This window comes from Streptomyces sp. LN549 (genome assembly GCF_043203805.1).
Lineage (GTDB): Bacteria > Actinomycetota > Actinomycetes > Streptomycetales > Streptomycetaceae > Streptomyces.
This window is the reverse complement of record NZ_JAZHRI010000002.1, coordinates 758,131-781,925: the sequence shown is the minus strand read 5'-3', so window position 1 is coordinate 781,925 and position 23,795 is coordinate 758,131. Positions and strand designations below refer to the sequence as shown.

At 71.1% G+C, this 23,795-nt stretch carries 20 protein-coding genes and 1 pseudogene; 16 read left to right on the top strand and 5 right to left on the bottom strand.

Features of this window, described 5'->3' with window-relative positions:
• Positions 1-133 precede the first annotated feature (133 nt).
• The 9 genes from SH922_RS03525 to SH922_RS03485 all read left to right on the top strand — a co-directional run bounded on the left by SH922_RS03525 (position 134) and on the right by SH922_RS03485 (position 12,683).
• Positions 134-1,069, top strand: a complete 936-nt coding sequence (locus SH922_RS03525; protein WP_393054553.1) for a sugar phosphate isomerase/epimerase family protein — start codon at positions 134-136, stop codon at positions 1,067-1,069.
• 330 nt (positions 1,070-1,399) lie between these two features.
• A complete protein-coding gene (locus tag SH922_RS03520) occupies positions 1,400-3,136 on the top strand; it encodes a dihydroxyacetone kinase family protein (protein WP_393054551.1) in 1,737 nt (578 codons plus the stop codon).
• Positions 3,137-3,200: 64 nt separating this feature from the next.
• Positions 3,201-3,716 (top strand): ribose-5-phosphate isomerase, encoded by a 516-nt coding sequence (locus tag SH922_RS03515; RefSeq protein WP_393054549.1) that lies wholly within the window; start codon positions 3,201-3,203, stop codon positions 3,714-3,716.
• Between the two features lie 83 nt (positions 3,717-3,799).
• Positions 3,800-5,224 carry a gluconate:H+ symporter gene (locus SH922_RS03510; RefSeq protein WP_393054547.1) on the top strand — a complete coding sequence of 475 codons (1,425 nt, stop codon included), beginning with the start codon at positions 3,800-3,802 and terminating at the stop codon, positions 5,222-5,224.
• A gap of 162 nt (positions 5,225-5,386) precedes the next feature.
• A complete protein-coding gene (locus SH922_RS03505; RefSeq protein WP_393054545.1) occupies positions 5,387-6,325 on the top strand; it encodes an NAD(P)-dependent oxidoreductase in 939 nt (312 codons plus the stop codon).
• 91 nt (positions 6,326-6,416) lie between these two features.
• A complete protein-coding gene (locus SH922_RS03500; protein ID WP_393054543.1) occupies positions 6,417-7,097 on the top strand; it encodes a GntR family transcriptional regulator in 681 nt (226 codons plus the stop codon).
• Between the two features lie 269 nt (positions 7,098-7,366).
• On the top strand, positions 7,367-9,685 hold the full coding sequence (locus tag SH922_RS03495) for a beta-glucosidase (RefSeq protein ID WP_393054541.1): 2,319 nt from the start codon (positions 7,367-7,369) through the stop codon (positions 9,683-9,685).
• A gap of 168 nt (positions 9,686-9,853) precedes the next feature.
• The gene (locus tag SH922_RS03490) at positions 9,854-11,137 is read left to right on the top strand and encodes an MFS transporter (RefSeq protein WP_393054539.1); all 1,284 of its coding nucleotides are present in this window, start codon (positions 9,854-9,856) and stop codon (positions 11,135-11,137) included.
• A gap of 193 nt (positions 11,138-11,330) precedes the next feature.
• On the top strand, positions 11,331-12,683 hold the full coding sequence (locus SH922_RS03485; RefSeq protein WP_393054537.1) for a TerD family protein: 1,353 nt from the start codon (positions 11,331-11,333) through the stop codon (positions 12,681-12,683).
• A gap of 31 nt (positions 12,684-12,714) precedes the next feature.
• Here SH922_RS03485 and SH922_RS03480 read toward each other — a convergent pair whose 3' ends face one another.
• Positions 12,715-13,887, bottom strand: a complete 1,173-nt coding sequence (locus SH922_RS03480; RefSeq protein ID WP_393054535.1) for a glycosyltransferase — start codon at positions 13,885-13,887, stop codon at positions 12,715-12,717.
• Positions 13,888-13,945: 58 nt separating this feature from the next.
• Between SH922_RS03480 and SH922_RS03475 the strand changes: the two genes are divergently transcribed.
• Together SH922_RS03475 and SH922_RS03470 are read left to right on the top strand one after the other, a co-directional pair.
• On the top strand, positions 13,946-14,731 hold the full coding sequence (locus SH922_RS03475) for a glutamate racemase (RefSeq protein WP_393054533.1): 786 nt from the start codon (positions 13,946-13,948) through the stop codon (positions 14,729-14,731).
• A 69-nt stretch (positions 14,732-14,800) separates the two neighbouring features.
• The gene (locus SH922_RS03470; protein WP_393054531.1) at positions 14,801-15,361 is read left to right on the top strand and encodes a hypothetical protein; all 561 of its coding nucleotides are present in this window, start codon (positions 14,801-14,803) and stop codon (positions 15,359-15,361) included.
• A 66-nt stretch (positions 15,362-15,427) separates the two neighbouring features.
• Here the strand turns inward: SH922_RS03470 and SH922_RS03465 are convergent, their stop codons facing one another.
• Positions 15,428-16,501, bottom strand: coding sequence for an O-antigen ligase family protein (locus SH922_RS03465; protein WP_393054529.1), 1,074 nt, complete (start codon positions 16,499-16,501; stop codon positions 15,428-15,430).
• Between the two features lie 195 nt (positions 16,502-16,696).
• Here SH922_RS03465 and lnt point away from each other — a divergent pair, with 195 nt between their 5' ends.
• On the top strand, positions 16,697-18,292 hold the full coding sequence (gene lnt / locus SH922_RS03460) for an apolipoprotein N-acyltransferase (protein WP_393054527.1): 1,596 nt from the start codon (positions 16,697-16,699) through the stop codon (positions 18,290-18,292).
• 30 nt (positions 18,293-18,322) lie between these two features.
• Positions 18,323-18,805, top strand: a complete 483-nt coding sequence (locus tag SH922_RS03455; RefSeq protein ID WP_393054525.1) for an NUDIX domain-containing protein — start codon at positions 18,323-18,325, stop codon at positions 18,803-18,805.
• Positions 18,806-18,864: 59 nt separating this feature from the next.
• Here the strand turns inward: SH922_RS03455 and SH922_RS03450 are convergent, their stop codons facing one another.
• Positions 18,865-20,253: an MFS transporter gene (locus tag SH922_RS03450; RefSeq protein WP_393054523.1), complete on the bottom strand. Its 1,389-nt coding sequence runs from the start codon at positions 20,251-20,253 to the stop codon at positions 18,865-18,867.
• Between the two features lie 424 nt (positions 20,254-20,677).
• On the opposite strand from SH922_RS03450, the gene SH922_RS03445 reads away from it, so the two are divergent.
• Both SH922_RS03445 and SH922_RS03440 read left to right on the top strand, forming a co-directional pair.
• Positions 20,678-20,800 carry a hypothetical protein gene (locus tag SH922_RS03445; protein ID WP_393054521.1) on the top strand — a complete coding sequence of 41 codons (123 nt, stop codon included), beginning with the start codon at positions 20,678-20,680 and terminating at the stop codon, positions 20,798-20,800.
• A 110-nt stretch (positions 20,801-20,910) separates the two neighbouring features.
• Positions 20,911-21,123 (top strand): annotated as a pseudogene (locus tag SH922_RS03440) (IS5/IS1182 family transposase); the annotation flags it as partial.
• 106 nt (positions 21,124-21,229) lie between these two features.
• Here SH922_RS03440 and SH922_RS03435 read toward each other — a convergent pair.
• Positions 21,230-21,679, bottom strand: a complete 450-nt coding sequence (locus SH922_RS03435) for a hypothetical protein (protein ID WP_393054519.1) — start codon at positions 21,677-21,679, stop codon at positions 21,230-21,232.
• A 208-nt stretch (positions 21,680-21,887) separates the two neighbouring features.
• On the opposite strand from SH922_RS03435, the gene SH922_RS03430 reads away from it, so the two are divergent.
• A complete protein-coding gene (locus SH922_RS03430) occupies positions 21,888-22,583 on the top strand; it encodes a GH32 C-terminal domain-containing protein (RefSeq protein ID WP_393054517.1) in 696 nt (231 codons plus the stop codon).
• 162 nt (positions 22,584-22,745) lie between these two features.
• Here the strand turns inward: SH922_RS03430 and SH922_RS03425 are convergent, their stop codons facing one another.
• Positions 22,746-23,762 (bottom strand): LacI family DNA-binding transcriptional regulator, encoded by a 1,017-nt coding sequence (locus SH922_RS03425; RefSeq protein WP_393054515.1) that lies wholly within the window; start codon positions 23,760-23,762, stop codon positions 22,746-22,748.
• Between the last annotated feature and the right edge of the window lie 33 nt (positions 23,763-23,795).

Genomic DNA, 23,795 nt, shown 5'->3' with positions numbered 1-23,795 from the left:
GGTTGCCGGTTGCCGGGGCCGGGCGGGGCGAGTTGAGTCCTGGGCGGATCGCCGGGGAGGGGGTGTGAGGTGGACCACATTGACAGGCTCCACAATTCTAGATCCTATATGAAATAGAGAAAGGGAGCCGATGATGACTCACACCGCAGAAACCTGGCCGATCGCCGCCGCCCTGCTGCAGTTCCCGAATGCCGGGCCCGATGGTGTCTCCACCCAGGAGCAGACCGCTCAGCAGTGGGCCGAGAGCCTGCAGGACGTCGTGGACGCCGGGTTCACCGAAGTCGACCTCACGGACGGCTGGCTGCGCCCCGGCGACCTCGCCCCCGCCCGCCTGGAGGAACTGCGGACCACGCTCTCCGCGATCGGCCTGAGTGCCCCCGCCATCTCCGCGATCCGTCGCAGCGTCATCGACCCCGTCGACGGCGACGCCAACCTGGCCTACTCGCACCGCACCATCGATGCGGCCGCCGCTCTCGGTGTCCCGCTCGTCTCGGTAGGTCTGCACCGGCCGCTCACCCCCGAGCAGCAGGCCGTGCTCTGGTTCTGGACGGTGCCCGGCCCCAAGGATCCGGTCGGCGACCGCGAGACCTGGGGCAGGGCCGTCACCCGCCTGCGTGAACTGGCCGACCACGCCGCCTCGGTGGGAGTCGAGCTGTCCCTGGAGATGTACGAGGACACCTACCTCGGCACCGCAGACTCCTCCGTCGCGCTGCTCACCGACATCGGCCGCGACAACGTCGGCCTCAACCCGGACCTCGGCAACCTCATCCGGATGCAGCGCCCCATCGAGTCCTGGGAATCGATGGTGACCAAGACGCTGCCGCACGCCAACTACTGGCACGTGAAGAGCTATTACCGTGTCGAGGACCCCGCCACGGGCACCGTGCTCACCTCCCCGGCGCCCATGGAGTCCGGCTTCGTCAGCTACCGCCAGGCCATCCGGATCGCTCTTGCGCACGGTTACACCGGCGCGTTCTGCGTCGAGCACTACGGCGGCGACGGCTTGAGCGTGGCGGCCTCCAACCGCGACTACCTCAGGCGCATCCTGCCGCGCCGCACCGGGGCCTGAGCAGCGCACCGCACCGCGCGGCTCACGCGGTACACGGCGTCGTGATGTGAGGCCGTGACGCGATGCCCTGGGCGTCCGCGCATCAACCGTTCGGGGGCCTGCCCGACGAGCCGGTCCCGGCCTCCCGGTCCTTGCCCACGTTTCCGCACGGCCGGGTTCGGCCCGGCTGCCGCCTCCCCGGACCCGGGCCGGGCCCCTGGATGTGGAGTGCTTGGCGCCCCTGACCCCAAGGCCCTCAGAGGCCGTCACTCCGCAGGCCGCCCCTCGGCGCACCGACGAAGCCTCGTACCCGCACCCATCCGTACCTCTCCGACTAGGAGCTCACCCGCCATGACCCGGCTCTTCGACGACCCCGACCGCTTCAGCGAGGACCAGCTGCGAGGCTTCGCCGCGGCCTACCCGGAGCACGTCACCGTGGTGCCCGGTGGCGTCGTCCGTACACGGCCGCAGGCCGCGGGCCGGGTCGCGGTCGTCGTCGGCGGCGGTTCGGGGCACTACCCCGCGTTCAGCGGACTGGTCGGGGAAGGGCTCGCGGCGGGTGCCGTGGTCGGCAACATCTTCACCTCACCCTCCGCCCGGCAGGCCGAGTCCGTGGCACGGGCCGCCGACGCCGGCGCGGGAGTCCTCTTCTCCTTCGGCAACTACGCGGGCGACCGCATGAACTTCGGCATGGCCCAGGCCCGCCTGCGCGACGCCGGGATCGACACCCGCACCGTCATGGTCACCGACGACGTGGCCAGCGCCCCGGCCGGGCGACGCCATGAACGCCGCGGCATCGCAGGCGACTTCACCGTCTTCAAGGTCGCCGGCGCCGCCGCCGAGGAGGGCCTCGACCTGGACGGTGTCGAAGCCGCGGCCCACCACGCCAACGACCGTACGTACTCCTTCGGTATCGCCTTCGACGGCTGCACCATGCCCGGTGCCGATGCTCCGCTCTTCACCGTTCCCGAGGGCAAGATGGCCATCGGCCTCGGCATCCACGGCGAACCCGGTGTGCGCGACGCCGACATGGCCGACGCACCGGCGATCGCCCGCACCCTCGTCGAGCGGCTCCTCGGCGAGCGGCCGGAAGGGGCGGGCCGACGCGTCGCCGCGATCCTCAACGGCCTGGGCGCCACCAAGTACGAGGAACTGTTCCTGCTGTGGGGACACGTTGCCGACGGCCTCGCCGAAGCCGGGCTCACGGTGGTGCGGCCCGAGGTCGGAGAGCTCGTCACCAGCCTCGACATGGCCGCGTGCTCCCTCACCCTGATGTGGCTCGACGAGGACCTGGAGCGCTGGTGGTGCGCCGTGGCCGACGCCCCCGGCTTCAGCCGCCTGCCACTGCCGAAGGCCCCGGACGGGCCGTACACCGAGCCCGAAGCGATAGCCAAGGCCCCGGTCACCCGGGGGGACAGCGCCTCGCGCGCGGCCGCGGCCGACACCCTGGCCGCCCTGCACGCGCTGCGTACCGCGCTGCACGATGCCGCCGAGGAACTCGGCCGCATCGACGCGGTCGCCGGCGACGGCGACCACGGGCGCGGTATGACCAAGGGCGTCGACGCCGCCGTACGGGCCGCCGAGGAAGCGGACTTGCTCGGGGCGGGCGCCCGTTCGCTGCTGAGCGCCGCCGCCGACGCCTGGGCCGACGAGGCCGGCGGCACCTCCGGGGTGCTCTGGGGCGTCGCCCTGCGCGCCCTGGCCCAGGAGTTCGGCGACACGGGCCGGGCCGACGGTCTGCGCGCTGCCGCGGGTGCCCGCGCCGCTCTCGGAGCCGTCACCTCGCTCGGCGGTGCGAAGCCCGGCGACAAGACCCTCGTCGACGCCCTCGTCCCGCTCGTCGACACCTTCACCGCAGGCGTCGCACGCGGCGGGAATCCCCGATCCGTCTTCGCGGAGGCCGCGGCCGTGGCCACCGATGCGGCTGCCGCCACCGCCGCGCTCACCCCGCGCCTGGGCCGCGCCCGCCCGCTGGCCGAACGCAGCGTCGGCACCCCCGACGCCGGAGCCCTCTCCCTGGCCCTGTGTGCGCGGACCGTCGCGGCGCTGCTCGGTGGCGGCGAAGGCAAGGGCAACGGCAACGGCTGAACGACAGCCGGGCCCACGGCCCGAACGAACTAGACCATCCCCACCACCCCATGGGAAACCTGACATGACGCAGAACCAGCCCCCTGCTCCGCTCCGCATCGTCATAGGCTGCGACGACGCCGGATACGCGTACAAGGAAATTCTCAAGGCCGATCTGGAAGCCGACCCCCGCGTCGAGTCCGTCGCCGACGTCGGCGTCACCGTGGGCGAGCACACCGCCTACCCGCACATCGGGGTGGCCGCCGCGCGCGTGGTCGCCGACGGGGACGCCGACCGGGCCCTGCTGCTTTGCGGTACCGGACTCGGGGTCGCGATCAGCGCCAACAAGGTCCGTGGCATCCGCGCCGTCACCGCCCACGACAGCTTCTCCGTAGAGCGCGCGGTACTGAGCAACAACGCCCAGGTCCTCGCCATGGGCCAGCGCGTCATCGGCATCGAACTCGCCCGCCGTCTGGTGCGCGAGTGGCTCGGCTACCGCTTCGACGAGTCCTCGCCCTCGGGCGAGAAGGTCGCGGTCCTCGACGCGTACGACACCGCCGCGGTCGCCGGTCCCGAGGGCGAGCCCGTGTCGGGCTGCTGACGCCCCTCGACGCCGACGCAGCAGCCCCACCGGCCCACATCGCCCCTCTGCCCTCACTTACAACGACGTAAGGTGCACCCCGCATGCCTCCGCTCGTCCTGCCCAGGACTGACATCCTGGCCACGGCGACCGCGCCGTGGACCGGGCACGACACCCGGCTCATCGTCATGGTCGCCCTCGCCATCGGCGTGATCATCTCGCTGATCGCGATTCTCGACTTCCATCCGTTCATCGCCCTCATCGGCGGATCCATCGTCCTCGGGATCGGTTCGGGCGCCGGACTGTCCAAGGTCGTCGACTCGTTCAGTACCGGAATGGGTTCCACGCTCGGTTCCACCGGCGCCCTGATCGCGCTCGGTGCGATCCTCGGCAAACTCCTCGCCGACTCCGGAGGCGTCGACCGCATCGTCGACACCATCGGCTCACGCTCGGGGCCCCGCCTGCTGCCCTGGTCGATGGCGCTGATCGCCGCGGTCATCGGCCTGCCGATGTTCTTCGAGGTCGGCCTTGTCCTGCTGGTGCCGATCATCGTGGTCCTGGCCGAACGGACGAACAGGCCACTGGTGCTGCTCGCCGTGCCCGCCCTGGCGGGCCTGGGCACCATGCACGCGTTCGTGCCGCCGCACCCCGGCCCGCTGGTGGCCGTCAGCGCGCTCAACGCGGACGTCGGCACCACGCTCGGCCTGGGCCTGCTCGCGGCGATACCCACCGTGATCATCGCGGGCCCGCTGTACGGGAAGTTCATCGCCCGCCACGTGCGCAGCGAGGCCCCGGCCGAACTCGTCGCCTCCCTCGTCAAGGAGGCCGACGAGACACGGGAGGGGGGCGCGGACCGTCGGCTGCCGGGCTTCGCCGTCTCCGTCGGCGCGGTCGCCCTGCCCGTCGTGCTGATGCTCGCCAAGTCGGTCGTCGACATCGCCTTCCCGGGTAATGCCTGGTACAACCACCTGCTGGACTTCCTCGGAACGCCGCTCGTCGCGCTGTTCATCGCGGTGCTCGTCGCCATGGTCGCCTTCGGCTTCCGGCTCGGCCGGAACCGCGCCGAGGTCCGCGCCACCGTGTCCGCGGGCCTGCCCGCTGTCGCCGGCATCCTGCTCGTCGTCGGCGCGGGCGGTGGCTTCAAGCAGCTCATCGTGGACACCGGCGTCGCCGACGCCATCGGCAAGTTCGCCGCGGAGGCGCACATGCCGTTGCTCGTCCTCGGCTGGCTGCTCGCCGTCCTGATCCGGCTGGCCACCGGCTCGGCCACGGTCGCCACCACCGCCGCCGCAGGCATCATGGCTCCGATGGCGGCAGGCATCCCTTCGGTGGAGGCCTCCCTGATCGCGCTCGCGGTGGGCGCGGGATCGCTCTTCTTCTCGCATGTCAACGACGCCGGTTTCTGGCTGGCGAAGGAGTACTTCGGGATGAGCGTCTCCCAGAACATCAAGACCTGGTCCGCCCTCTCGACGATCGTCGCCGTGATGGGCCTGGCCATGTCCCTGCTCATGTACGCGGTCTTCGTCTGACCCGTCACACCTGCGGCGTCCGCGCCCGCGTCGCCTGTGGTCCGCGCGTTCCCGTACGGGGTAGCCCGTACGGGAACCGCAAAGGCCCGGGCGCCCACGGACCCGTAAGAGAATCTGTCCATGCGGCCCTCACGACCGCATCCCGCAAGGAAGAAGCACCCGATGCCCGCTGAGAACCCCACCTCCACCCCCACCACCGCCGTCCTCGGCCTCGGCGCCATGGGTCTGCCCATGGCCACCCGCCTCGCCGGTGCCTTCCCGGTCCAGGCCTTCGACGTCTTCGAGGAACGCCGCGCCCTCGCCGCGCAGGCCGGTGCCACGCCCGCCGCCACTCCGGCCGAGGCCGCGCAGGGCGCCGATGTGGTCGTCATCGCCGTACGGGACCAGGAGCAGCTGGAGTCCTGCCTGTTCGGTGGTGGGATCGTCGAGCACGGCGCCGCCGAGTCGCTGAGCGAGGGCGCGGTCGTCGTGGTCACCTCGACCGTCGGCGTCGACGGCGTCCAGGACGTCGCGGCGCGCCTCGCCGAGCAGGGCGTACGGCTGGTCGACGCCCCCGTCAGCGGTGGCTCCGTACGCGCCGGGACCGGGGATCTGCTGATCATGGTCGGCGCGGACGACGAGGCCCTCGCTGCCGCCAGGCCGGTCCTCGACCGGCTCTGCTCCACGCTGCATGTCGTCGGACCGCGCGTCGGCGACGGCCAGATCATGAAGACCGTCAACCAGCTCCTGTGCGGCATCCACACTGCGGCCGCCGCCGAGTCCCTCGCGCTCGCCCGCGCCCTCGGCATCGACCTGGACCGCGCCGTCGACGTCCTGGGCCAGGGCGCCGCCGCGTCGTTCATGCTGGCCGACCGTGGTCCGCGCATGGTCCAGCAGTACGAGGTGAAGGAGGACGGCACCGGCGGACCCGAGCTGCGTTCCCGGCTGGACATCATCCGCAAGGACATGAACATCGTGGTGTCCCTCGCCAAGAAGGCCGGCGTCGCCACGTCCGTGGCCGCCGCGGCCGACCAGCTCTACCAGCTCGCCATCAGCCAGGGCCTCGCCGCCGAGGACGACTCGGCGCTGGTCACACTGCTCTCCCCGCGCACCGCGCACTGAACGCTGCCCCACAGAGGGAGGGGCAGCCGCTCCGACTAGGCTGAAAGCCGGTCCGCCGGCAGTGTCCGGCTCATCACAGGGAGAGTCAACGATGGGACCAGTCGGCAGGCAGGTACGTCCGGCGGGGCTCGGCAGGACCGTGCTCATGGACGAGGCGTACGACGCGTTGCTCGCCCTGATCCTCGACGAGGGCCTGGAGCCGGGCACGCCCCTGCGCATCGACACCATCGCCAAGGACTGGGGCGTCTCGCCGACGCCGCTGCGCGAGGCACTCGCCAAGCTGGAGAACACCGGCCTGGTCGTGCGCGTCCCGCACCGCGGCTACACGGTCGCCCCGCTTCTGGACGACGGCGGGTTCCGTGAGCTGATGGGCGCCCGGTTGCTCATCGAGCCGTACAGCGCGCGCCAGGCCTGCGAGAGGGATGCGGCGGGCACGGCGCGCGCACTGGCCGAGAGCCACCGGCTGATGGAAGCGGCGGCGGTGCAGCGCGTGGCGGACGACTTCCGCGCCTACCTCCAGGCCGACTCCGCCTTCCACGCCACCATCGCCCGGGCCGCCGGCAACCGTTTCCTCTCCGCGGCGATCGACCCGCTGGGCGCGCACATCCAGCGCTTCCGGCGTTTCACCGGCGGTCGCGTCACCGACACGCAGGAGGCGCTCGCCGAGCACGCCGCGGTACTGGGGGCATTCCAGGCCGGGGACGGGGATGCCTGCGAGGCGGCGATGCGCCTGCATCTGGAGGGCGTGGCACACCGGTCGTTCGGTCACTGACGCCGGTTCTCCCTGCGGCTGTACCGCTCTGCGTTCCTGAAGGACCGTAGCGGCTGCGCGCTGCCCCCGACCGGGGCCGCAGCCGCTCTTCAGCATGGCCGGAATCATCTCTTCCGGTTAATTGAAGACCACACTCGAAACCTCTTGACCTTGCTGTTTGCAGCCGTGCATGCTGCATGCGGCCATTTGTAAATGGCGTGAATTTATCTAACCGGTCCGACTCCCGACGTGGCATCGCAGGCTTTCGGGCCGCGAGCAGGAGCCCCCCCATGAACCACTGGAACGACATCTCGCTCAGCGACGCCCAGCGGATCGAGGCCCTCATGGCCGAGATGACGCAGGCCGAGAAGCTCGCCCAGCTGGGCAGCTACTGGGCCAAGGCCAATGTCGGCAGCGGCGACGCCCGCGTCGCACCGATCGAGGAGGCGCTCGCCGCCCGCTCGGGTGAGTCCGCGGCCCTCGCCCACGGCATCGGCCATCTCACCCGCCCCTACGGCACCCGGCCCCTGACCCCCGAGGAGGGCCGTACCGAGCTCGTCCGTCTGCAACGGCGGCTGACCGACGCCACCCGCCTGGGCATCCCCGCCATCGCCCACGAGGAGTGCCTCACCGGCTTCGCCGCCTTCGGTGCCACGGTCTACCCCACGCCCCTGGCCTGGGCCGCGACCTTCGACACCGCACTGGTCGAGGAAATGGGCGCCGCGATCGGCCGCGACATGGCGTCCGTCGGCGTCCACCAGGGGCTCGCCCCGGTGCTTGACGTCGTACGCGACTACCGCTGGGGCCGCGTGGAGGAGACCCTCGGTGAGGACCCGTACCTGACCGGGCTCGTGGGCACCGCCTATGTGCGCGGCATGCAGTCCCAGGGCGTCATCGCCACCCTCAAGCACTTCGCCGGTCACGCCGCCTCGCGGGGGGCCCGCAACCACGCGCCCGTCTCCATCGGGGCCCGCGAGATGGCCGATGTGATCCTGCCGCCGTTCGAGATGGCTGTGCGCGAAGGCGCTGTCGGCTCGGTGATGAACACCTACACCGACCAGGACGGCGTCCCCGCCTGCGCCGACGAGTACCTGCTGACGACCGTGCTGCGCGAGCAGTGGGGCTTCACCGGTACGGTCGTCTCCGACTACGGGTCGATCGCGTTCCTGCGCACCATGCACCGCGTCGCCGCCACCGAGGGCGACGCGGCCCGCCTGGCCCTGAGCGCCGGCATGGACATCGAACTCCCCAACACCGGCTGCTACGGCGAGCCTCTCGCCCAGCAGCTCGACGCGGACCAGGTCGCCCCCGAGCTCCTGGACCGCGCCGTCGAACGCGTCCTGCGCCACAAGCTCTCGCTCGGCCTGCTGGACGCCGGCTACGCCCCGGAGGCGGACGCCGGCGTCGGCACCGTCGTCGACCTGGACTCCCCGGCCAACCGCGCCCTCGCGCGGACCATTGCCGAACGCTCCGTCGTCCTGCTCGCCAACGAGGGGGCCGCGCTTCCCCTGGACGCCGCCCGCACTCCCGCCATCGCGCTGATCGGACCGGGTGCCGACGACTCCGGCACCTTCCTGGGCTGCTACTCCTTTCCCAACCATGTGCTGCCCAAGCACCCCGGCCATCCGGCGGGCCTCGCGCTGCCCAGCCTGCGCGAGGCGCTCACCGCGGAACTGCCGGACGTGGCCTTCACCTACGAGCAGGGCTGCGCGGTCAGCGGCACCGACCGCTCCGGTCTGCCCGCCGCCGCCCGGGCCGCCGCCTCGGCCGATCTGGCCCTGGTCGTCGTCGGCGACCGCTCCGGCATGTTCGGCAACGGCACCTCGGGGGAGGGCTGCGACGCCCCTGACCTCCAACTTCCGGGCGTGCAAGCGCAGTTGGTCGAGGATGTGCTCGCCACAGGCGTCCCGGTCGTCCTGCTGGTCGTCTCCGGCCGCCCGTATGCGCTCGGCGGTCTCGCTGAGCGCTGTGCTGCTGTGGTGCAAGTCTTCATGCCCGGCGAGGAGGGTGGCCCCGCGCTGGCCCGCGTACTGTCGGGCCGGGTCACTCCCGGCGGCAAGCTGCCCGTGCAGATCCCGGCCACCCCGGGAAGCAGCCCCGGCACCTACCTCAACCCGCCCCTCGGCCGGTTCAGCGACGGGATCAGCGTTCTCGACAACACGCCCCTGTACCCGTTCGGGCACGGCATCTCGTACACCTCCTTCGGCTACGAGGACCTGCGCGTCGCCCAGGAGGGGCGCGTGCCCACCGACGGGTTCATCGAGGTCTCCTGCCTCGTGCGCAACACGGGTGAGCGCGCGGGCCGGGAGACCGTCCAGCTGTACTACGACGACCCGGTCGCACAGGTCGCCCGCCCCACCCAGCAACTGGCGGCCTTCGGCGTGGTCGACCTCGCACCCGGCGAGGAGACCCGGGTGTCTTTCAGGGTGCACGCCGACCAGACCTCGTACACCAAGGATGCCTCGGGCGACGGCCTGCGCATCGTCGACCCCGGCATCATCCGCCTCATGGTCGGCTCCTCCAGCGGCGACATCCGGCTGAGCGCCGACGTCGAACTCACCGGACCGCAGCGCCAGGTGGGTGCAGACCGCCACCTCACCCACTCGTAACCAGCGCCCGAGCGGCCTTCCCGGAACGCCCGCCCGGCCCCACGCGCCGTACGTCTCCCCGACGCCGCGAGACCCCTGCCGCGGCCGACGGCATTCGAGCCCTGCCCCGCACCGTGCATCCCCCGCTCTGTGCACGTCCTGCCCGCTCAACAGGAAGCAGTCCTCCCCGTGACCACGGACACTCTCCGCCGCGACACCGGAGCACCAACGCCCGGCGAGTCCGCCCCCACCGCCCAGGTCCCCCGGCCCCGACTGGTGGTCGGCATGGCAGCAGGCCAACTCGGCCTGTTCCTCGCCCTCTTGACGCCCATCCTGGTCAGCCTGCAGCTCAAGGTGCAGTCGATCGTCCCCGAGGACGACCAGGTCGCGTCGCTCGGCATCATCACCACGACCGGTTCGGTGGCCGCGATGCTGGCGAACCCGTTCTTCGGGCGCCTCAGCGACCGCACCGCCGGCCGCTTCGGCCGCCGCAGGCCCTGGCTCGTCCTCGGTATGCTGGGCCTGCTGGCCGGTCTGATGATCATCGCGACGGCGAGCAGTGTCGCCGTCGTCACCGTCGGCTTCGTCATCGCCTCCGCGTCCGCCAACGCGGCACTCGCCGCCTTCGTCGCGACCGTCGCCGACAACGTTCCCGAGCACAAGCGCGGCAAGATCAGCGGGCTGCTCGGCATCATGCAGAACCTGGCCCCCACCGCGGGCACCTGGATCGCCAAGTGCTTCACCGACCAGATGCTGCTGCTCTTCCTGGTCCCCAGCGTCATCGGCATCCTCCTGGTGATCGGCTACGTCCTGGTCCTCCCGGACAAGCCGCTGGAGCGCAAGCCCCCGCGGGAGGGGTTCAAGGCCGTCCTGCGCACCTACTGGGTCAGCCCCAGGCAGCACCCGGACTTCGCCTGGGCCTGGCTCTCGCGCTTCCTGCTGACCCTCGCCAACTGGATGTTCACCACCTTCCGCCTCATCTACCTCCAGCACGAGATGCGGCTCACCACCGCGGAGGCGACCGAGACGCTCGCCACCGGCGTGCTCATCTACGGGCTCTGCGTGATGAGCTCAGCGCAGGCCGCGGGCTGGCTCTCGGACCGCTTCGGACGCCGCAAGCCGTTCATCGCCGTCGCCGCGGTCCTGTTCGGCATCGGCATGCTGATCCTCAGCCAGTCCGACACGATCGGCCTGTTCTACTGCGCCGAGATCGTCCTGGGCCTGGGTTTCGGCACCTACCTCGGTGTCGACCTCGCCCTGGTCATCGACGTACTGCCGGACCCGGCGAATCCCTCCAAGGACCTCGGCATCTTCAACATCGCGATGTCGGCCCCGCAGATCTTCGCGCCCGCACTCGGAGCGCTGCTCATCTCCCTGGGCGGTGGCCACAACTACTCGATCCTGCTGATCACCTCCTCCCTGGTGTGCCTCTGCGGCGCGCTGGCGATCCTGCCGGTGCGCAAGGTGCGCTAGTGCCCTTGCTCATGACGCCGTCCGCCGTTTCGCCGGAGAACGACGGCGTCATCAGGGACAGCAGGACTACCGCCCGATGACCACGATCACGGGGTTACCGACGGGTCCACGGGTCCGTCCGGGCACCACTGTGGGCCTCGTGACGGGACGGGCATTAGGTTGACCGGGATAAGTCTCGGCAGCCGGACTCGCGATGGGGGCGAGCATGACCATGCTAAAAGGAACCAATGTTCCGGTGGCGGCTCAGGCCGTGCGCGTCGAACTGGGGTGGCGCGCCGCCCCCGGGACCCCGGACGTGGACGCCTCGGCGCTCCTTCTCCTCGGGTCCGGAAAGGTACGCAGCGACGCGGACTTCGTCTTTTACAATCAGCCGGCCCACGCATCCGGAGCGGTACGCCACGAGGGCAAGCGGACCGCTGCCGCAGCCGCCACCGACACGCTCTTCGTCGACCTGGCCCGGGTCGAGCCCGCCGTCGACCGTGTGGTGCTGGCGGCCTCCGCCGACGGTGGTTCGTTCGGCCGGGTGACCGGGCTCTATGTACGGATCACGGACGCGGCGAACGGCTCGGAACTCGCCCGCTTCGACAGCACCGACGCCACGGTCGAGACCGCCTTCATCCTCGGCGAGCTCTACCGGCGCCAGGGCTCCTGGAAGTTCCGGGCGGTCGGTCAGGGCTACGGGACCGGGCTCGAAGGGCTGGCCACGGACTTCGGGATCTCCGTCGACGAACCGCAGCAGTCCCCGCGGGCGCCTCAGCCTCATACGCCCCCGCAACCCCAACCACCGCGCCCTGCAACGAGGGTTGCCGCCACGCCGCCTCCGCCGCAGTACCCCCAGCCGACGCTCGCCGCCCCGATGGCTCCGCCGGTCCCTCCCGCACCCCCGGCACCGCCCGTCACCCAGCCCGTCCGCCTCACCAAGGTGACGCTCACGAAGGACGCACCGTCCGTCTCGCTCGCGAAGCAGGGCGGCACCTCGGGAGCCATGCGCGTCAATCTCAACTGGGAAGTACGGAAGCAGTTCAAGGGCTGGGGCAGCAAACTCGGCCGGGCCGTCGCACACCATGCGGATCTCGATCTTGATCTCTGCGCCCTCTACGAACTGACCGACGGCCGCAAGGGAGTGGTGCAGGCGCTCGGAAACGCCTTCGGCGCTCTTCAGCAGCCGCCGTACGTCCAGCTCGACGGCGATGACCGGACGGGCGCCGTCGCCTCCGGGGAGAACCTGACGATCAACCTCGACCAGAAGGCCAGGATCCGCCGCATCCTGATCTTCGTCACCATCTATGAAGGGGCCCGGAGTTTCGCGGATCTGCACGCGACCGTCACCCTCCAGCCGCAGCACGGCGCGGCGATCGACTTCTCGCTCGACGAATGCACCGTTCCCTCGACGGTCTGCGCGCTCGCGCTCATCACCAGCAACGGGGGAGACTTCACGGTGCAGCGCGAGGCCCGCTATCTCGTGCCGCAGCGCGGAGTGAGCCCGCAGCGCACCATCGACCAGGCGTACGGCTGGGGCATGAACTGGACACCCGGCCGCAAGTGAGTCGCGGCCCGCAAGTGAGACAGGGCAGCGGTCACTGATCCGGTGCGGCCTCGGGACGGGCGTACGTACGCCCCTTCCAGGCCGCACCGCGGCCGCGGTAGTGCTGCACCGCGGAGTCGACCGTCATCAGCAGATACAGCAGCGCGGTGAACGGCAGCAGCGGGGCGAGCCACAGCGACTGCCGGTAGTACCCCAGCATCGGCATGTACGTCCCGGCCATCACGGCCCACGCCGTGCCCCCGGCCCAGGCTGCCGCGTGGTCGCCGCCCTGCAGCCCCGCGGCGAGTGTCGCGGGCGGTGCCAGGTAGACGATGCCGAGGCCGAGCACCGTGCCGAGCAGCACCAGCGGATTGTGCCGCAGCTGGGCGTACGCGCTCCGCGAGACCATGCGCCACAGGTCGGCCAGGCGTGGATACGGCCGCACGCTGTCCACCCGATCCGCGAGCCCCAGCCAGATCCGTCCACCGCTGCGCTGCACCGCCCGCGCCAGGGACACGTCGTCGATCACCGCCTGCCGGATCGATTCCGGCACCCGCGCCCGTACGGCGGCCTCGGTCCGCAACAGCACGCATCCGCCCGCCGCAGCAGCCGTCCGGGTCCCCGCCCGGTTCACCCACCGGAACGGATAGAGCTGCGAGAAGAAGTAGACGAAGGCCGGCACGACCAGCCGTTCCCAGACGCTCTCCACCCGTAGCCGCGCCATCTGCGAGACCAGGTCGAAGCCGCCCGACACAGCGGCCGCCACCAGCTCCCGCAGACTGTCCGGCTCGTGGGCGATATCGGCGTCGGTGAGCAGCAGGTACTCGGGATCCCGCGACCGGGCCAGCGCGATCCCGTGCCGGACGGCCCAGAGCTTGCCCGTCCAGCCGGGCTCGGGCTCCCCGGGGGACACCACGGTGACGGGCAGCCCTGCACACCGTACGGACAGCTCACGGGCGAGGTCACCGGTGCCGTCCTTGCTGCAGTCGTCGACCAGGAAGATCTCGGCGGTGCCCGGATAGTCCTGCGCCAGCAGCGACGGCAGGCTCACCGGGAGCATGTCCGCCTCGTCACGCGCGGGCACGACGATGGCGACCGAGGGCCAGTGCGCCGGCGCCGCGCGGCTCGGCAGCCGCTGGTCGGTCCGCCAGAAGAACCCCTGCCCCAGCAGCAGCCACACCCACACGACCAGCGAACCCACGGCGATCCAGGCAACGGCGCTCATTGGCCGAAGTCTGCCCCACTGAGCCGGGACCGCAAGGGCGGTCGACTATGGTGACCGGGTGAAGATCGCGCTCATGGACTCCGGAATCGGCCTGCTGGCCGCCGCCGCCGCAGTACGCCGGCTGAGGCCGGACGCCGATCTGGTGCTCTCCTCCGACCCCGGCAGCATGCCCTGGGGCCCGCGGACGCCCGAGGACGTCACGGCACGCGCCCTCGCCGTCGCCCGCGCCGCCGCGGACCACCGGCCCGACGCGCTGATCGTCGCCTGCAACACGGCCTCCGTGCACGCGCTGGCCACGCTCCGGGCCGAGCTGGAGCCCGCGCTGCCGGTCATCGGCACCGTCCCCGCGATCAAGCCGGCCGCCGCGGCAGGAGGCCCGGTCGCGATCTGGGCCACCCCCCTCACCACCGGCAGCCCGTACCAGCGCGGACTGATCCGTGACTTCGCCGGGTCCGCGGCCGTCACCGAGGTGCCCTGCCCCGGCCTGGCCGATGCCGTGGAGTACGCGGACGAGGCGGGCATCGACAAGGCCCTGGCCGCCGCCGCCGCGCTCACTCCGCCCGATGTGCAGGCCGTCGTGCTGGGCTGCACCCACTACGAGCTGGTCGCCGAACGCATTCGCCGTGCCATCCAGCAGCCCGGCCGCCCGCCCGTCGTCCTGCACGGCTCAGCCGGCGCCGTCGCCGCCCAGGCCCTGCGCCGGATCGGGGCCCAGCCCGCTCCGTCGGCCGAACCCGCCACCGGACTCGCCGTACTCCTCGGCGGACACCTGTCCGAGCTGCCGGAAGCCGCGCTGGCCTACCAGGAAGGGCGCGGGCTCGCCGCCGTCAGCACCACCCGCTGACCGTCCGGCGGCCCGCCGGGGGCCGTTCGACGCGTCCCGTCGCGCGGATTCTTCAGTACGCTGCTTGGCATGAGGGACCCCCGAAATCCGACGCGTAGCGGTGCCGACACGCACACCGCCGTCTGGACCGGCCGGGCCACCAACCGGACCCAGTGGGTACTCGCGGCCGCCGGCGCCGCCTGCCTGGCGCTCGGCATCCAGCTCGCCGTCAGCTCCAACTGGACCTCCGGCATCGCCCCGCTGCTGATGTCGGTGATCGGCTGCGTGGCGGCCGGACTGCTCATGCTGTTCGGAACCCTCGCCTTCGTGAACGTGGTGGTCCGCGTCGACGGTGACGCCCTCGAAGTGCGCTGTGGCCACATGGGGCTGCCGCGCCGCCGGATTCTGCTCACCCATGTGGTGGGCGCGGAGTTCGCGCCGCAGGTCACCCCGCGCCAGTGGGGCGGCTGGGGCTACCGCTGGCGTCCCGAGCAGGGCACGGCCGTGGTCGTGCGCCGGGGCGAGGGACTGGTGCTCAGGCTCGGCGACGGCAGGACCTTCACCGTCACGGTCGACGACGCGGAGGCGGGCGTCCGGTTCATCCGCGACCGCCTGCACCTGCCGCCCACCGGCGCGGCGGCCGGGGTCTGACCGCGCCCTGAGGACATGGCCCCGTGCCCGTCCCACAGACCGGCCCGGTCGGCCTTCGTGGCCGAGTCAGGGCAGGTCGTCTCCGCTGCCCGGAGACTGCTCCGAACCGTTGCCGCCCGCGGGCCCGCTCGCTCCGATCGGCCGCCTGGCCGATGCCAGCCCGGCCAGCAGCCCCGCACCCGCCGTCACCGGAGTGAAGCTCAGCGCATTGCCGACGCTCGCCAGCGCCGCCAGCGCGGTGAGCGCCGCCCCGGCGGTCAGGGCGACCGCGGTGCTGCGCGGCGAGCGCCACAGCACGTACAGGAGCCAGCCGAACGCGGCGCCCAGCAGCACCACACCCACCACCCCCTGCTCGGCCGCCTGCTGCAGCGCGGCCGAGTGCGGCTTCCCGTCCGAACCGAGGGTCTGCTGCGCGGTGGGGCTCAGCTCGGCGAAGCGGTCGGGTCCGATGCCGAGAACCGGGTGCTGCGCGGCGAGCCGCGCGGCGTCCTGCCACAGCTGCACGCGGTTACCGGTCAGCTGACCCTCCAGGGAGATGGTGAGGCCGTCGGGCAGCACGTCCTCGGCCACCGCCCACGAGACGCCCACCATCAGACCGGCAGCCAGCGCGAATCCGGTGAGACCGAGCAGCCGGTTCCGCATCCTGGCCGCGGCCAGAGAGCACAGAAGCACGCCGACAGCGGCCGCGAACCCGGCGACGGAGCCGAGACCGAGCGAGGCACAGGCCGTGCCGAGAGCCAGCAGTCGCAGCGAGAACCGCAGCGATTCCCGCCGGGCCGCGGCCGCCGCGCAGCAGGCCGCACCGGCCGCCAGGACCAGCAGCGCGGCGGCCGCACCGGTGTGTCCCGGCGCGGTTTCCACGGTGGCCGTCGCGCCGGGCATGCCGTGACGCCAGACGAGCGCCATGACGAGGGCGGCCAGGGCGGCGACGGCCGCGGTGGCCACCGGCAGCAGCGTTCCGCAGATCCGCCCGCAGGCGAAACCCGCCGCGACGGCGAGCAGCGCGAGCAGTACCCCTTCGGGCCGGGTCTCGCGTCCGGCCGCGCTGATCAGCGACCAGATCGCACAGGTGGCGAGAATCAGTGCCCCGGCGACGTCGGACGCGTTGCCGCCCTCGGGCCCCCGCTCTGGTGCAGCCATCACGTCCGTCCCCCGGCCTGTGACCGTCCCGTCCGCGAGGGCCGGATCCGGCCCGGTCGGCGGGGGACTGGCGCACACGTTAACGGCCACAGCGGTCATATGTGCAGAAGATGCGGAGAAACGATCCGGCGGTAGGGATTCCGTCACCAGGACGGGGCTCCCCGGTACCCGGCCCGCCACCGTAGACTCCGCCGGGTGAGCACCACCATCGCCCAGGTCGGCGACCCGCAGAAGCCCGTCTCCGCCCCCCGAGCCGGCCGTCTGCTGCCGCTCCTCGCACGGCCCGCCGCCGCCGTCCTGTCCGGGGTGATGCTGTACGCGAGCTTCCCGCCCCGGCCGCTGTGGTGGCTGGTTCTGCCCGGGTTCGCCCTGCTCGGCTGGGTGCTGTTCGAACGCAGGCTCCGCGCCGCGTTCGGCCTCGGCCTGCTCGCCGGACTCGGCTTCATGCTGCCCCTGCTGCACTGGACCGGCGAAGAGGTCGGCCCGGTGCCGTGGCTGGCACTCGCCGCGGCCGAGGCGCTGTTCATCGCCGTGGGCTGCATCGGCATCTCCGCCGTGTCCCGGCTCGCCTGCTGGCCGCTCTGGGCGGCAGCGGTCTGGACGCTCGACGAGGCGCTCCGGGCCAGGGTGCCGTTCGGCGGCTTCCCCTGGGGCAAGATCGCCTTCGGGCAGGCGGACAGCGTGTTCCTGCCGCTCGCGGCGCTGGGCGGCACGCCGCTCCTCTCCTTCGCCGTGGTCCTGTGCGGCTTCGGCCTCTTCGAGGCGGTCCGCCGCTTCCGTATCCACCGCAGCACGGGTGAACTGCCCCGCCTGGCCGCCGCTGCGACCGCTGCGGCCGTCCTGGTACCCGTCGCCGCGGCCCTCGCCGCTCTGCCGCTGGTGGACGACTCCGCCGAGGACGGCACCGCGACCGTCGCCGCGATCCAGGGCAACGTGCCGCGGCTCGGCCTCGACTTCAACTCCCAGCGCCGCGCCGTCCTGGACAACCACGCGAAGCGCACCGAGCAGCTCGCCCGGGACGTGAAGGCGGGGAAGGTCCCGCAGCCCGACTTCGTCCTGTGGCCCGAGAACTCCTCCGACCTCGACCCCTACCGCAACGCCGACGCGAGGATCGTCATCGACGACGCCGTGAAGGCGATCGGTGTGCCGACCGTGGTCGGCGCGGTCGTCGAACCCGACACGGGCAACCTGCGCAACACCCTCATCCAGTGGGACCCGGACAAGGGGCCCGTGGCCACGTACGACAAGCGCCACATCCAGCCGTTCGGCGAGTACATGCCGATGCGCTCCTTCGTGCGCATGTTCAGTTCGGACGTCGACCGGGTGCAGCGCGACTTCGGACCGGGCAAGAAGGTCGGCGTCTTCGACCTGGCGGGCACCGACGTCGGCCTGGTCACCTGCTACGAGGCCGCGTTCGACGACGCCGTACGCGACACGGTCGAGCACGGCGCCCAGCTGATCGCCGTCCCCAGCAACAACGCCACCTTCGGCCGCAGCGAGATGACCTACCAGCAGCTCGCCATGTCCCGGGTGCGCGCGGTCGAGCACAGCCGTTCCGTGGTCGTCCCGGTCACCAGCGGTGTCAGCGCGGTGATCCGCCCGGACGGAACCGTCGTCCAGAAGACGAAGATGTTCACGCCTGACGCCCTGGTGGACGAGGTGCCGCTGCGCTCCTCGCTGACCCCGGCGACCAGGATGGGCCCGCTGCCCGAGGGCCTGCTGGCCCTGCTCGCGGTGGCCGGCCTCGGCTGGGTGACGACGCGGACGGTGCGCGCACGACGCTCCCGCTGACCGGGTCCGTGCGCCACGTAGGGTCGTGGCATGGCAATTCCTGACTTCATCCGCGAGATCCGCGCCACCGCGGGTCAACAGTTGCTCCTGCTGCCCGGCGTCAGCGCCGTCGTCTTCGACGACGAAGGCAGAGTGCTGCTCGGACGACGCGCCGACACCGGCAAGTGGTCGGTGATCGGAGGCATCTCGGAGCCCGGGGAGCAGCCCGCGGCGACGGCGGAGCGCGAGGTGTACGAGGAGACGGCCGTGCGCTGTGTGGCGGAGCGGGTGGTACTCACCCAGGCCCTGCCTCCCGTGCAGTACGAGAACGGCGACCGCTGCCAGTACCTGGACGTCACCTTCCGCTGCCGCGCCACCGGCGGCACGGCACGGGTCAACGACGACGAGTCGCTGGAAGTGGACTGGTTCCGCGTCGACGCGCTGCCACCCCTGCAGGAGTTCGCGCTCTTCCGGATCAAGCAGTCGATGACCGACGGCCCCACCTGGTTCGAGGCCACCGACCCGCAGGCGTGACGGGGAGGGGCGGGTGGCCGCACACGGCCACCCGCCCCAGGTCCGTTGCCGACCAGACGCTACGTCCCACTGCGTACGGCACCTGCGGACGGCTGCGCCGACGCGTCCTGCCCGGCACCCGGCTCGACGTCCGCCAGGTCCCGGTGCCGGGTCTCCTTGGCACAGACCACGGCCAGTACGGTGATGAGCGCGGCCGCGATCACGTACAGCGCGATGGGTGTCGAACTGTTGTAGTCGGCGAGCAGCGCGGTGGCGATGAGCGGCGCCGGGGCACCGGCCGCGACGGACGAGAACTGGGCGCCGATCGAGGCACCCGAGTACCGCATCCGGGTCGCGAACAGCTCCGAGAAGAAGGCCGCCTGCGGCGCGTACATCGCCCCGTGGAAGAACAGCCCCACCGTGACGGCGAGGAGCAGGCTCCAGAAGCTCCGGCTGTCGATCAGGGCGAAGAACGGGAACATCCAGAGCCCCACCCCGACCGCGCCGACCAGGTAGACCGGCCTGCGCCCGACCCGGTCGGACAGCGCACCCCACAGCGGGATGACGGCGAAGTGGATCGCCGACGCGATGAGGACGGCGTTGAGCGCCGTCTGCTTGCTCAGATCGGCCGCGGTCGTCGCGTAGACGAGGATGAACGCCGTGATGACGTAGTAGCTGATGTTCTCCGCCATCCTCGCGCCCATGGCGATCAGCACATCGCGCCAGTGGTGCCGCAGCACGGCCACGACCGGCATCTTCTCCGCCGCCCCGGTGGCGGCTCTGCGCTCCTCGGCCTGCGCCAGTGCGGCCTTGAACAAGGGGGATTCATCGACAGAAAGACGAATCCACAAACCGATGATCACCAGTACGCCGGAGAGCAGGAAGGGGATACGCCAGCCCCAGGCCTCGAAGGTCGAGTCCGACATGAGTGCGGTGAGTGCGGAGAGCACCCCGGTGGCGAGCAGTTGTCCGGCCGGCGCACCGGTCTGCGGCCACGAGGCCCAGAACCCTCGGCGCTTCGCGTCCCCGTGCTCCGACACGAGCAGCACGGCCCCACCCCATTCACCGCCGAGGGCGAAGCCCTGCACCAGCCGGAGCACGGTGAGCAGGACGGGCGCGGCGACGCCGACGGTGGAGTGCGTCGGCAGCAGCCCGATCGCGAACGTGGCTCCCCCCATCATCAACAGGCTGAGGACCAGCAGCTTCTTGCGCCCGAGGCGGTCGCCGTAGTGCCCGAAGACCAGGGCACCGATCGGCCGGGCGGCGAAGCCGACGGCATAGGTGAGGAAGGACAGGAGGGTTCCGACGAGCGGCTCGGACTCCGGGAAGAACAGCTTGTTGAAGACCAGGGCGGCCGCTGATCCGTACAGAAAGAAGTCGTACCACTCGATGGTGGTGCCGATGAGGCTGGCGGCGACGATGCGCCGGAGGTTGGAGGCGGGTGGGGGAGCGGTTGCTGGGGCGGCCATGGGTACCACTTCCGGACGGTTGGCGGGGACGGTTCCGTGTCGCCATACCGTAGGAAGGGCCAGGTCAGGGGCGTATGTGGCGGGACACCATAGTTCGGGTTGCCGGTGTGCGGGCCGGCGCTACGGGGAGGGGGCGCGAGCCCGTTTCCGCTTCGGAGGGGCGGGAGAGGGCTGTCCGAGTTGCACTGTTCGCTATGTTTCGCAAGGGCGGTGCTGACTCCCGTGCTGACTTGGTGCTGACTACGCTGCGTTGCAGTCGGGTAATTCGGTGCGGAGCGGACGGCTGAAGCTTCCGTTTGGACGCGTCCTTGCTGCAGATCCGTGAGGCGCGTGTCTCAGTCTCGAAGGGGGCTGTGAGGACGGCAGCGCGGACGCTGCCGCAGGTATGGACCCATCCCGGGGAGGGGCGAGTGGCGTCCTCGGAATGGAGACTGCGAAGGCCGGTTTCGGGCGGCTGAAGAAGGGCTGGCAAAAGGGGGCGGCGCAACGCGCGAGCGAATCGGACGCGGTGCTGCTCGGAGGTGCGGGAGCAGAAGCGGTCGATTGAGCTTTGATTGCTTGCCGAGGCAGGGTTGTTGCGGATTGGTGTCGCGGCAGGCCGGGTGGGCCTGGTCAACGCCGAGCATGTCGTCCTGGGCGCGGCCGGTGCGATGAGGAGACCAGCGGGCCAACCGCCGGCGCCGCGGCAGCCAAGGAGGCCGGCCCACAGGCTTCGACAAGACGATCTACCGCCGCCGCAACGAGGTCGAGCGGACCATCAACCGGCTCAAGAACTTCCGAGCCGTCGCCACGCGCTTCGACAAACGGGCGTACGTCTTCCACGGGACGGTCACCATGGCCGCGATTCGCCTATGGCTCCGTCCGCAGTGAAACGCCGCGGTCAGAGCTTATCGGCACCTGGGTAGTGGTGGCGCAGTCCGCCAAGTAGGCGCGCGTCGACAGCCCTGACGTCCCAAGATGAGCTGTCGAACTCGGTCTACCAGGGTGAGCGCGGGTCGCGGCTTGCTTCTGGGGTCTGCTCGGGAAGAGCCGTGTTTTGGTCGGTGCGCAGCAGCATGCCCGGGTCGGGTTCGAAGTCCTCATTGGGCGGTGCCGGCTTGTGGAAACGCTCGGTGCGCGGAATGGTGACCTCCACCAGCCGGCCCTCCTGGAACATCCATAGCCCGAAGCAGTCGTCGTCCTGGTCGCGAAGCAGAACTTGCACCGTATGCGGATCCGGCCACGGCAGCGACTCCAGGTGCCAGAGCAGGCCCTTGCGGGCACGCACTTTCTCGAACTCCAGGGCCCACCCGAATTCGTAACCCCAGTGCCCCGCGATCGGGACGAAGCGGCCTCTCCACATACGTTCCGGATCGTCCTGGGTCAGCGGTTCCATCACCTCGTCCGACCCGCGGGCGAGCACGATGACCTCGGCGTCTCTACTCATGCCGGAATATCACCGCATCCGCCTGATCCACGGCAACCAAATTCCTCAACCGACCGACGCAGGCAAGGGTGGGCGGATTGGCGACGAGCTCTCACTGTCAGCGAGCCCGACGACGGCGTCTTCGGAGAAGCTCATCTGCGCCAAAGCCACGACCCTGATCAGCTCACACGACCCATCGGACAGCCCCGACCACGGCCCTGGCCCCGCGTTGCTGAAGGCCCCCGGGGACGACCGGTGGCTGCTGTGGGCGTGGGCGTGGGAGGCTCGCGATGACGCCTGGGCGCGTGAGGCGGGCTGGGCCGGTGTTCTCACCCTTCCTCGTGAGGTGAGCCTGACGGCCGAGGGAACGATCGCCCAACGCCCCGCTCGCGAAGTGCTTGCTCTGCGAGGTGCGCGCACGCTTCACCGAACCGGACACGTCACGCGGGCCGAGCCGGTCGAGCTCGGTCAGGTCAGCCCTGCCTTCGACCTGACCGCTGCCCTCGTTCCCGACGCCACGGGGACGAGCGGGCTGCGGCTGATCACGTCCGCCGACGGCTCCGAATACCTCGACATCCGTCTCGACCCCGCCGCCGGACACCTCACCGTCGACCGCAGCCACGCGTCGCTCGACACACGAGCCCGGGGAGGCTCGTACACCCTGCCCTTCCCGGCCATGCAGCGCCCCGGCAGTCCTGTCGAACTGCGCGTGATCGTGGACCGCTCGATAGCCGAGATCTACCTGGCCGACGAACAGGTCCTCACCCTGCGGTTCTATCCACTGGGTGAGGGGCCGTGGCGGCTCCAGGCCCGTACGACGGGCACGCTGCGCGGTGAATTCGCGGTCGAAGCCTGGGACCTGACCCAGGCACACTCTCTGAGAGAGCCGACCCTTACGGGCCGGGGATGGGCGCCGACCGACTGATTTTCTTCCTGACCGGGCACGCCTGACCGGACCTGTTCACCGCGGTGCCCGCCGTCCCTCAGTGCTACGACGCTGCGACAAGTCACGACGAGGAACGCCGACGTACGGGGGATCCGGGCAGACAGGCGTGAGCCGGCCCGCACCGTTTCCGTCCTCCTGCGCCTAAGGAGCAGTGAGTTCTCCCGATCCTCGGACGATCAGCCGGGTGGGGACGGTGATGGTGCGGGCGCGGGAACGGTCGCCGTCCAGGCGTGCCAGGGCGGTCTCCGCTGCCTTCCGGCCGATCTCTTCGGGGTCCTGGGCCACGACGGTCAGGGCGGGTTCGAGGGCTTCGGCGAGTGGCACGTCATCGAAGGCGACCACGGCGACGTCCTTCCGCTTGATGCGGGCCAGTTCGGCGACCACTCCCAGCGCGACGATGTTGTTGCCGGCGAACAGAGCGGTGGGGGGACTCGCCAATTCCAGCAGGCTGGAGGTACAGGCTGAGGCGCCTTGCTGGTCGTGGGCGTTGATGACCAGGGAGCGGTCGTGGGGGAGGTCGGCCTCGGCCAGGGCCGAGCGGTATCCGGCCAGGCGTTCACGGCGGGTGTAGAGGTTGGTGGGGAGGTCGCCGACGAAGCCGATGCGGCGGTGGCCGTGGGCGATCAGGTGGGCGACACCCTCGTGTGCCCCCGCGAGGTTGGTACTGACGACGCTGTCCGTGGTCAGCCCGGCTCCCGGCCGGTCGACGAAGACGACGGGCAGCCCCGTGCTCCGATGGCTCCGCAGGTGAGAGTGGTCGGAGCCGACGGATGGGATGACCATCAGGATGCTGATGCGACGGGCGAGGAACTTGTCGGTCAGTCCCCGTTCGCGTGCGGGTTCGTCCGCGGAGGACCCCATGAGCAGGGTGAGGCCGCGGTCCCGCACGACGTCCTCGATGCCGCCGGCCACCGCTCCGAAGAAGGGGTTTCCGAGGTCGGGCACGACGAGCCCGATGGTCGTGTCGGGCCCTCCGACACGGATGTTGCGGGCCATGAGATTCGGCTGGAAGCCGAGTTTGGCCACGGCGGCGAGAACCTGTTCCCTGGTCCGGGCCGAGGCGGGTCCGTCCTCGTTGAGCACCCGGGAGACCGTCTTGGCGCTGACGCCTACTTCTCGGGCGACGTCGGCCAGGGTGGGACGGCGGTTCGCTGCCATGGAGCGGGGGTCTCCCTGTGCTCGTCGGTTCCG

What these genes read in the sequence shown, in the direction of transcription:
- SH922_RS03525 (WP_393054553.1), top strand. Translation starts at nt 134, where the DNA reads ATGACTCACACCGCAGAAACCTGGCCGATCGCCGCCGCCCTGCTGCAG.
- SH922_RS03520 (WP_393054551.1), top strand. Translation starts at nt 1,400, where the DNA reads ATGACCCGGCTCTTCGACGACCCCGACCGCTTCAGCGAGGACCAGCTG.
- SH922_RS03515 (WP_393054549.1), top strand. Translation starts at nt 3,201, where the DNA reads ATGACGCAGAACCAGCCCCCTGCTCCGCTCCGCATCGTCATAGGCTGC.
- SH922_RS03510 (WP_393054547.1), top strand. Translation starts at nt 3,800, where the DNA reads ATGCCTCCGCTCGTCCTGCCCAGGACTGACATCCTGGCCACGGCGACC.
- SH922_RS03505 (WP_393054545.1), top strand. Translation starts at nt 5,387, where the DNA reads ATGCCCGCTGAGAACCCCACCTCCACCCCCACCACCGCCGTCCTCGGC.
- SH922_RS03500 (WP_393054543.1), top strand. Translation starts at nt 6,417, where the DNA reads ATGGGACCAGTCGGCAGGCAGGTACGTCCGGCGGGGCTCGGCAGGACC.
- SH922_RS03495 (WP_393054541.1), top strand. Translation starts at nt 7,367, where the DNA reads ATGAACCACTGGAACGACATCTCGCTCAGCGACGCCCAGCGGATCGAG.
- SH922_RS03485 (WP_393054537.1), top strand. Translation starts at nt 11,331, where the DNA reads ATGGGGGCGAGCATGACCATGCTAAAAGGAACCAATGTTCCGGTGGCG.
- SH922_RS03480 (WP_393054535.1), bottom strand. Translation starts at nt 13,887, where the DNA reads ATGAGCGCCGTTGCCTGGATCGCCGTGGGTTCGCTGGTCGTGTGGGTG.
- SH922_RS03470 (WP_393054531.1), top strand. Translation starts at nt 14,801, where the DNA reads ATGAGGGACCCCCGAAATCCGACGCGTAGCGGTGCCGACACGCACACC.
- SH922_RS03465 (WP_393054529.1), bottom strand. Translation starts at nt 16,501, where the DNA reads ATGGCTGCACCAGAGCGGGGGCCCGAGGGCGGCAACGCGTCCGACGTC.
- SH922_RS03455 (WP_393054525.1), top strand. Translation starts at nt 18,323, where the DNA reads ATGGCAATTCCTGACTTCATCCGCGAGATCCGCGCCACCGCGGGTCAA.
- SH922_RS03450 (WP_393054523.1), bottom strand. Translation starts at nt 20,253, where the DNA reads ATGGCCGCCCCAGCAACCGCTCCCCCACCCGCCTCCAACCTCCGGCGC.
- SH922_RS03445 (WP_393054521.1), top strand. Translation starts at nt 20,678, where the DNA reads ATGGAGACTGCGAAGGCCGGTTTCGGGCGGCTGAAGAAGGGCTGGCAA.
- SH922_RS03435 (WP_393054519.1), bottom strand. Translation starts at nt 21,679, where the DNA reads ATGAGTAGAGACGCCGAGGTCATCGTGCTCGCCCGCGGGTCGGACGAG.
- SH922_RS03425 (WP_393054515.1), bottom strand. Translation starts at nt 23,762, where the DNA reads ATGGCAGCGAACCGCCGTCCCACCCTGGCCGACGTCGCCCGAGAAGTA.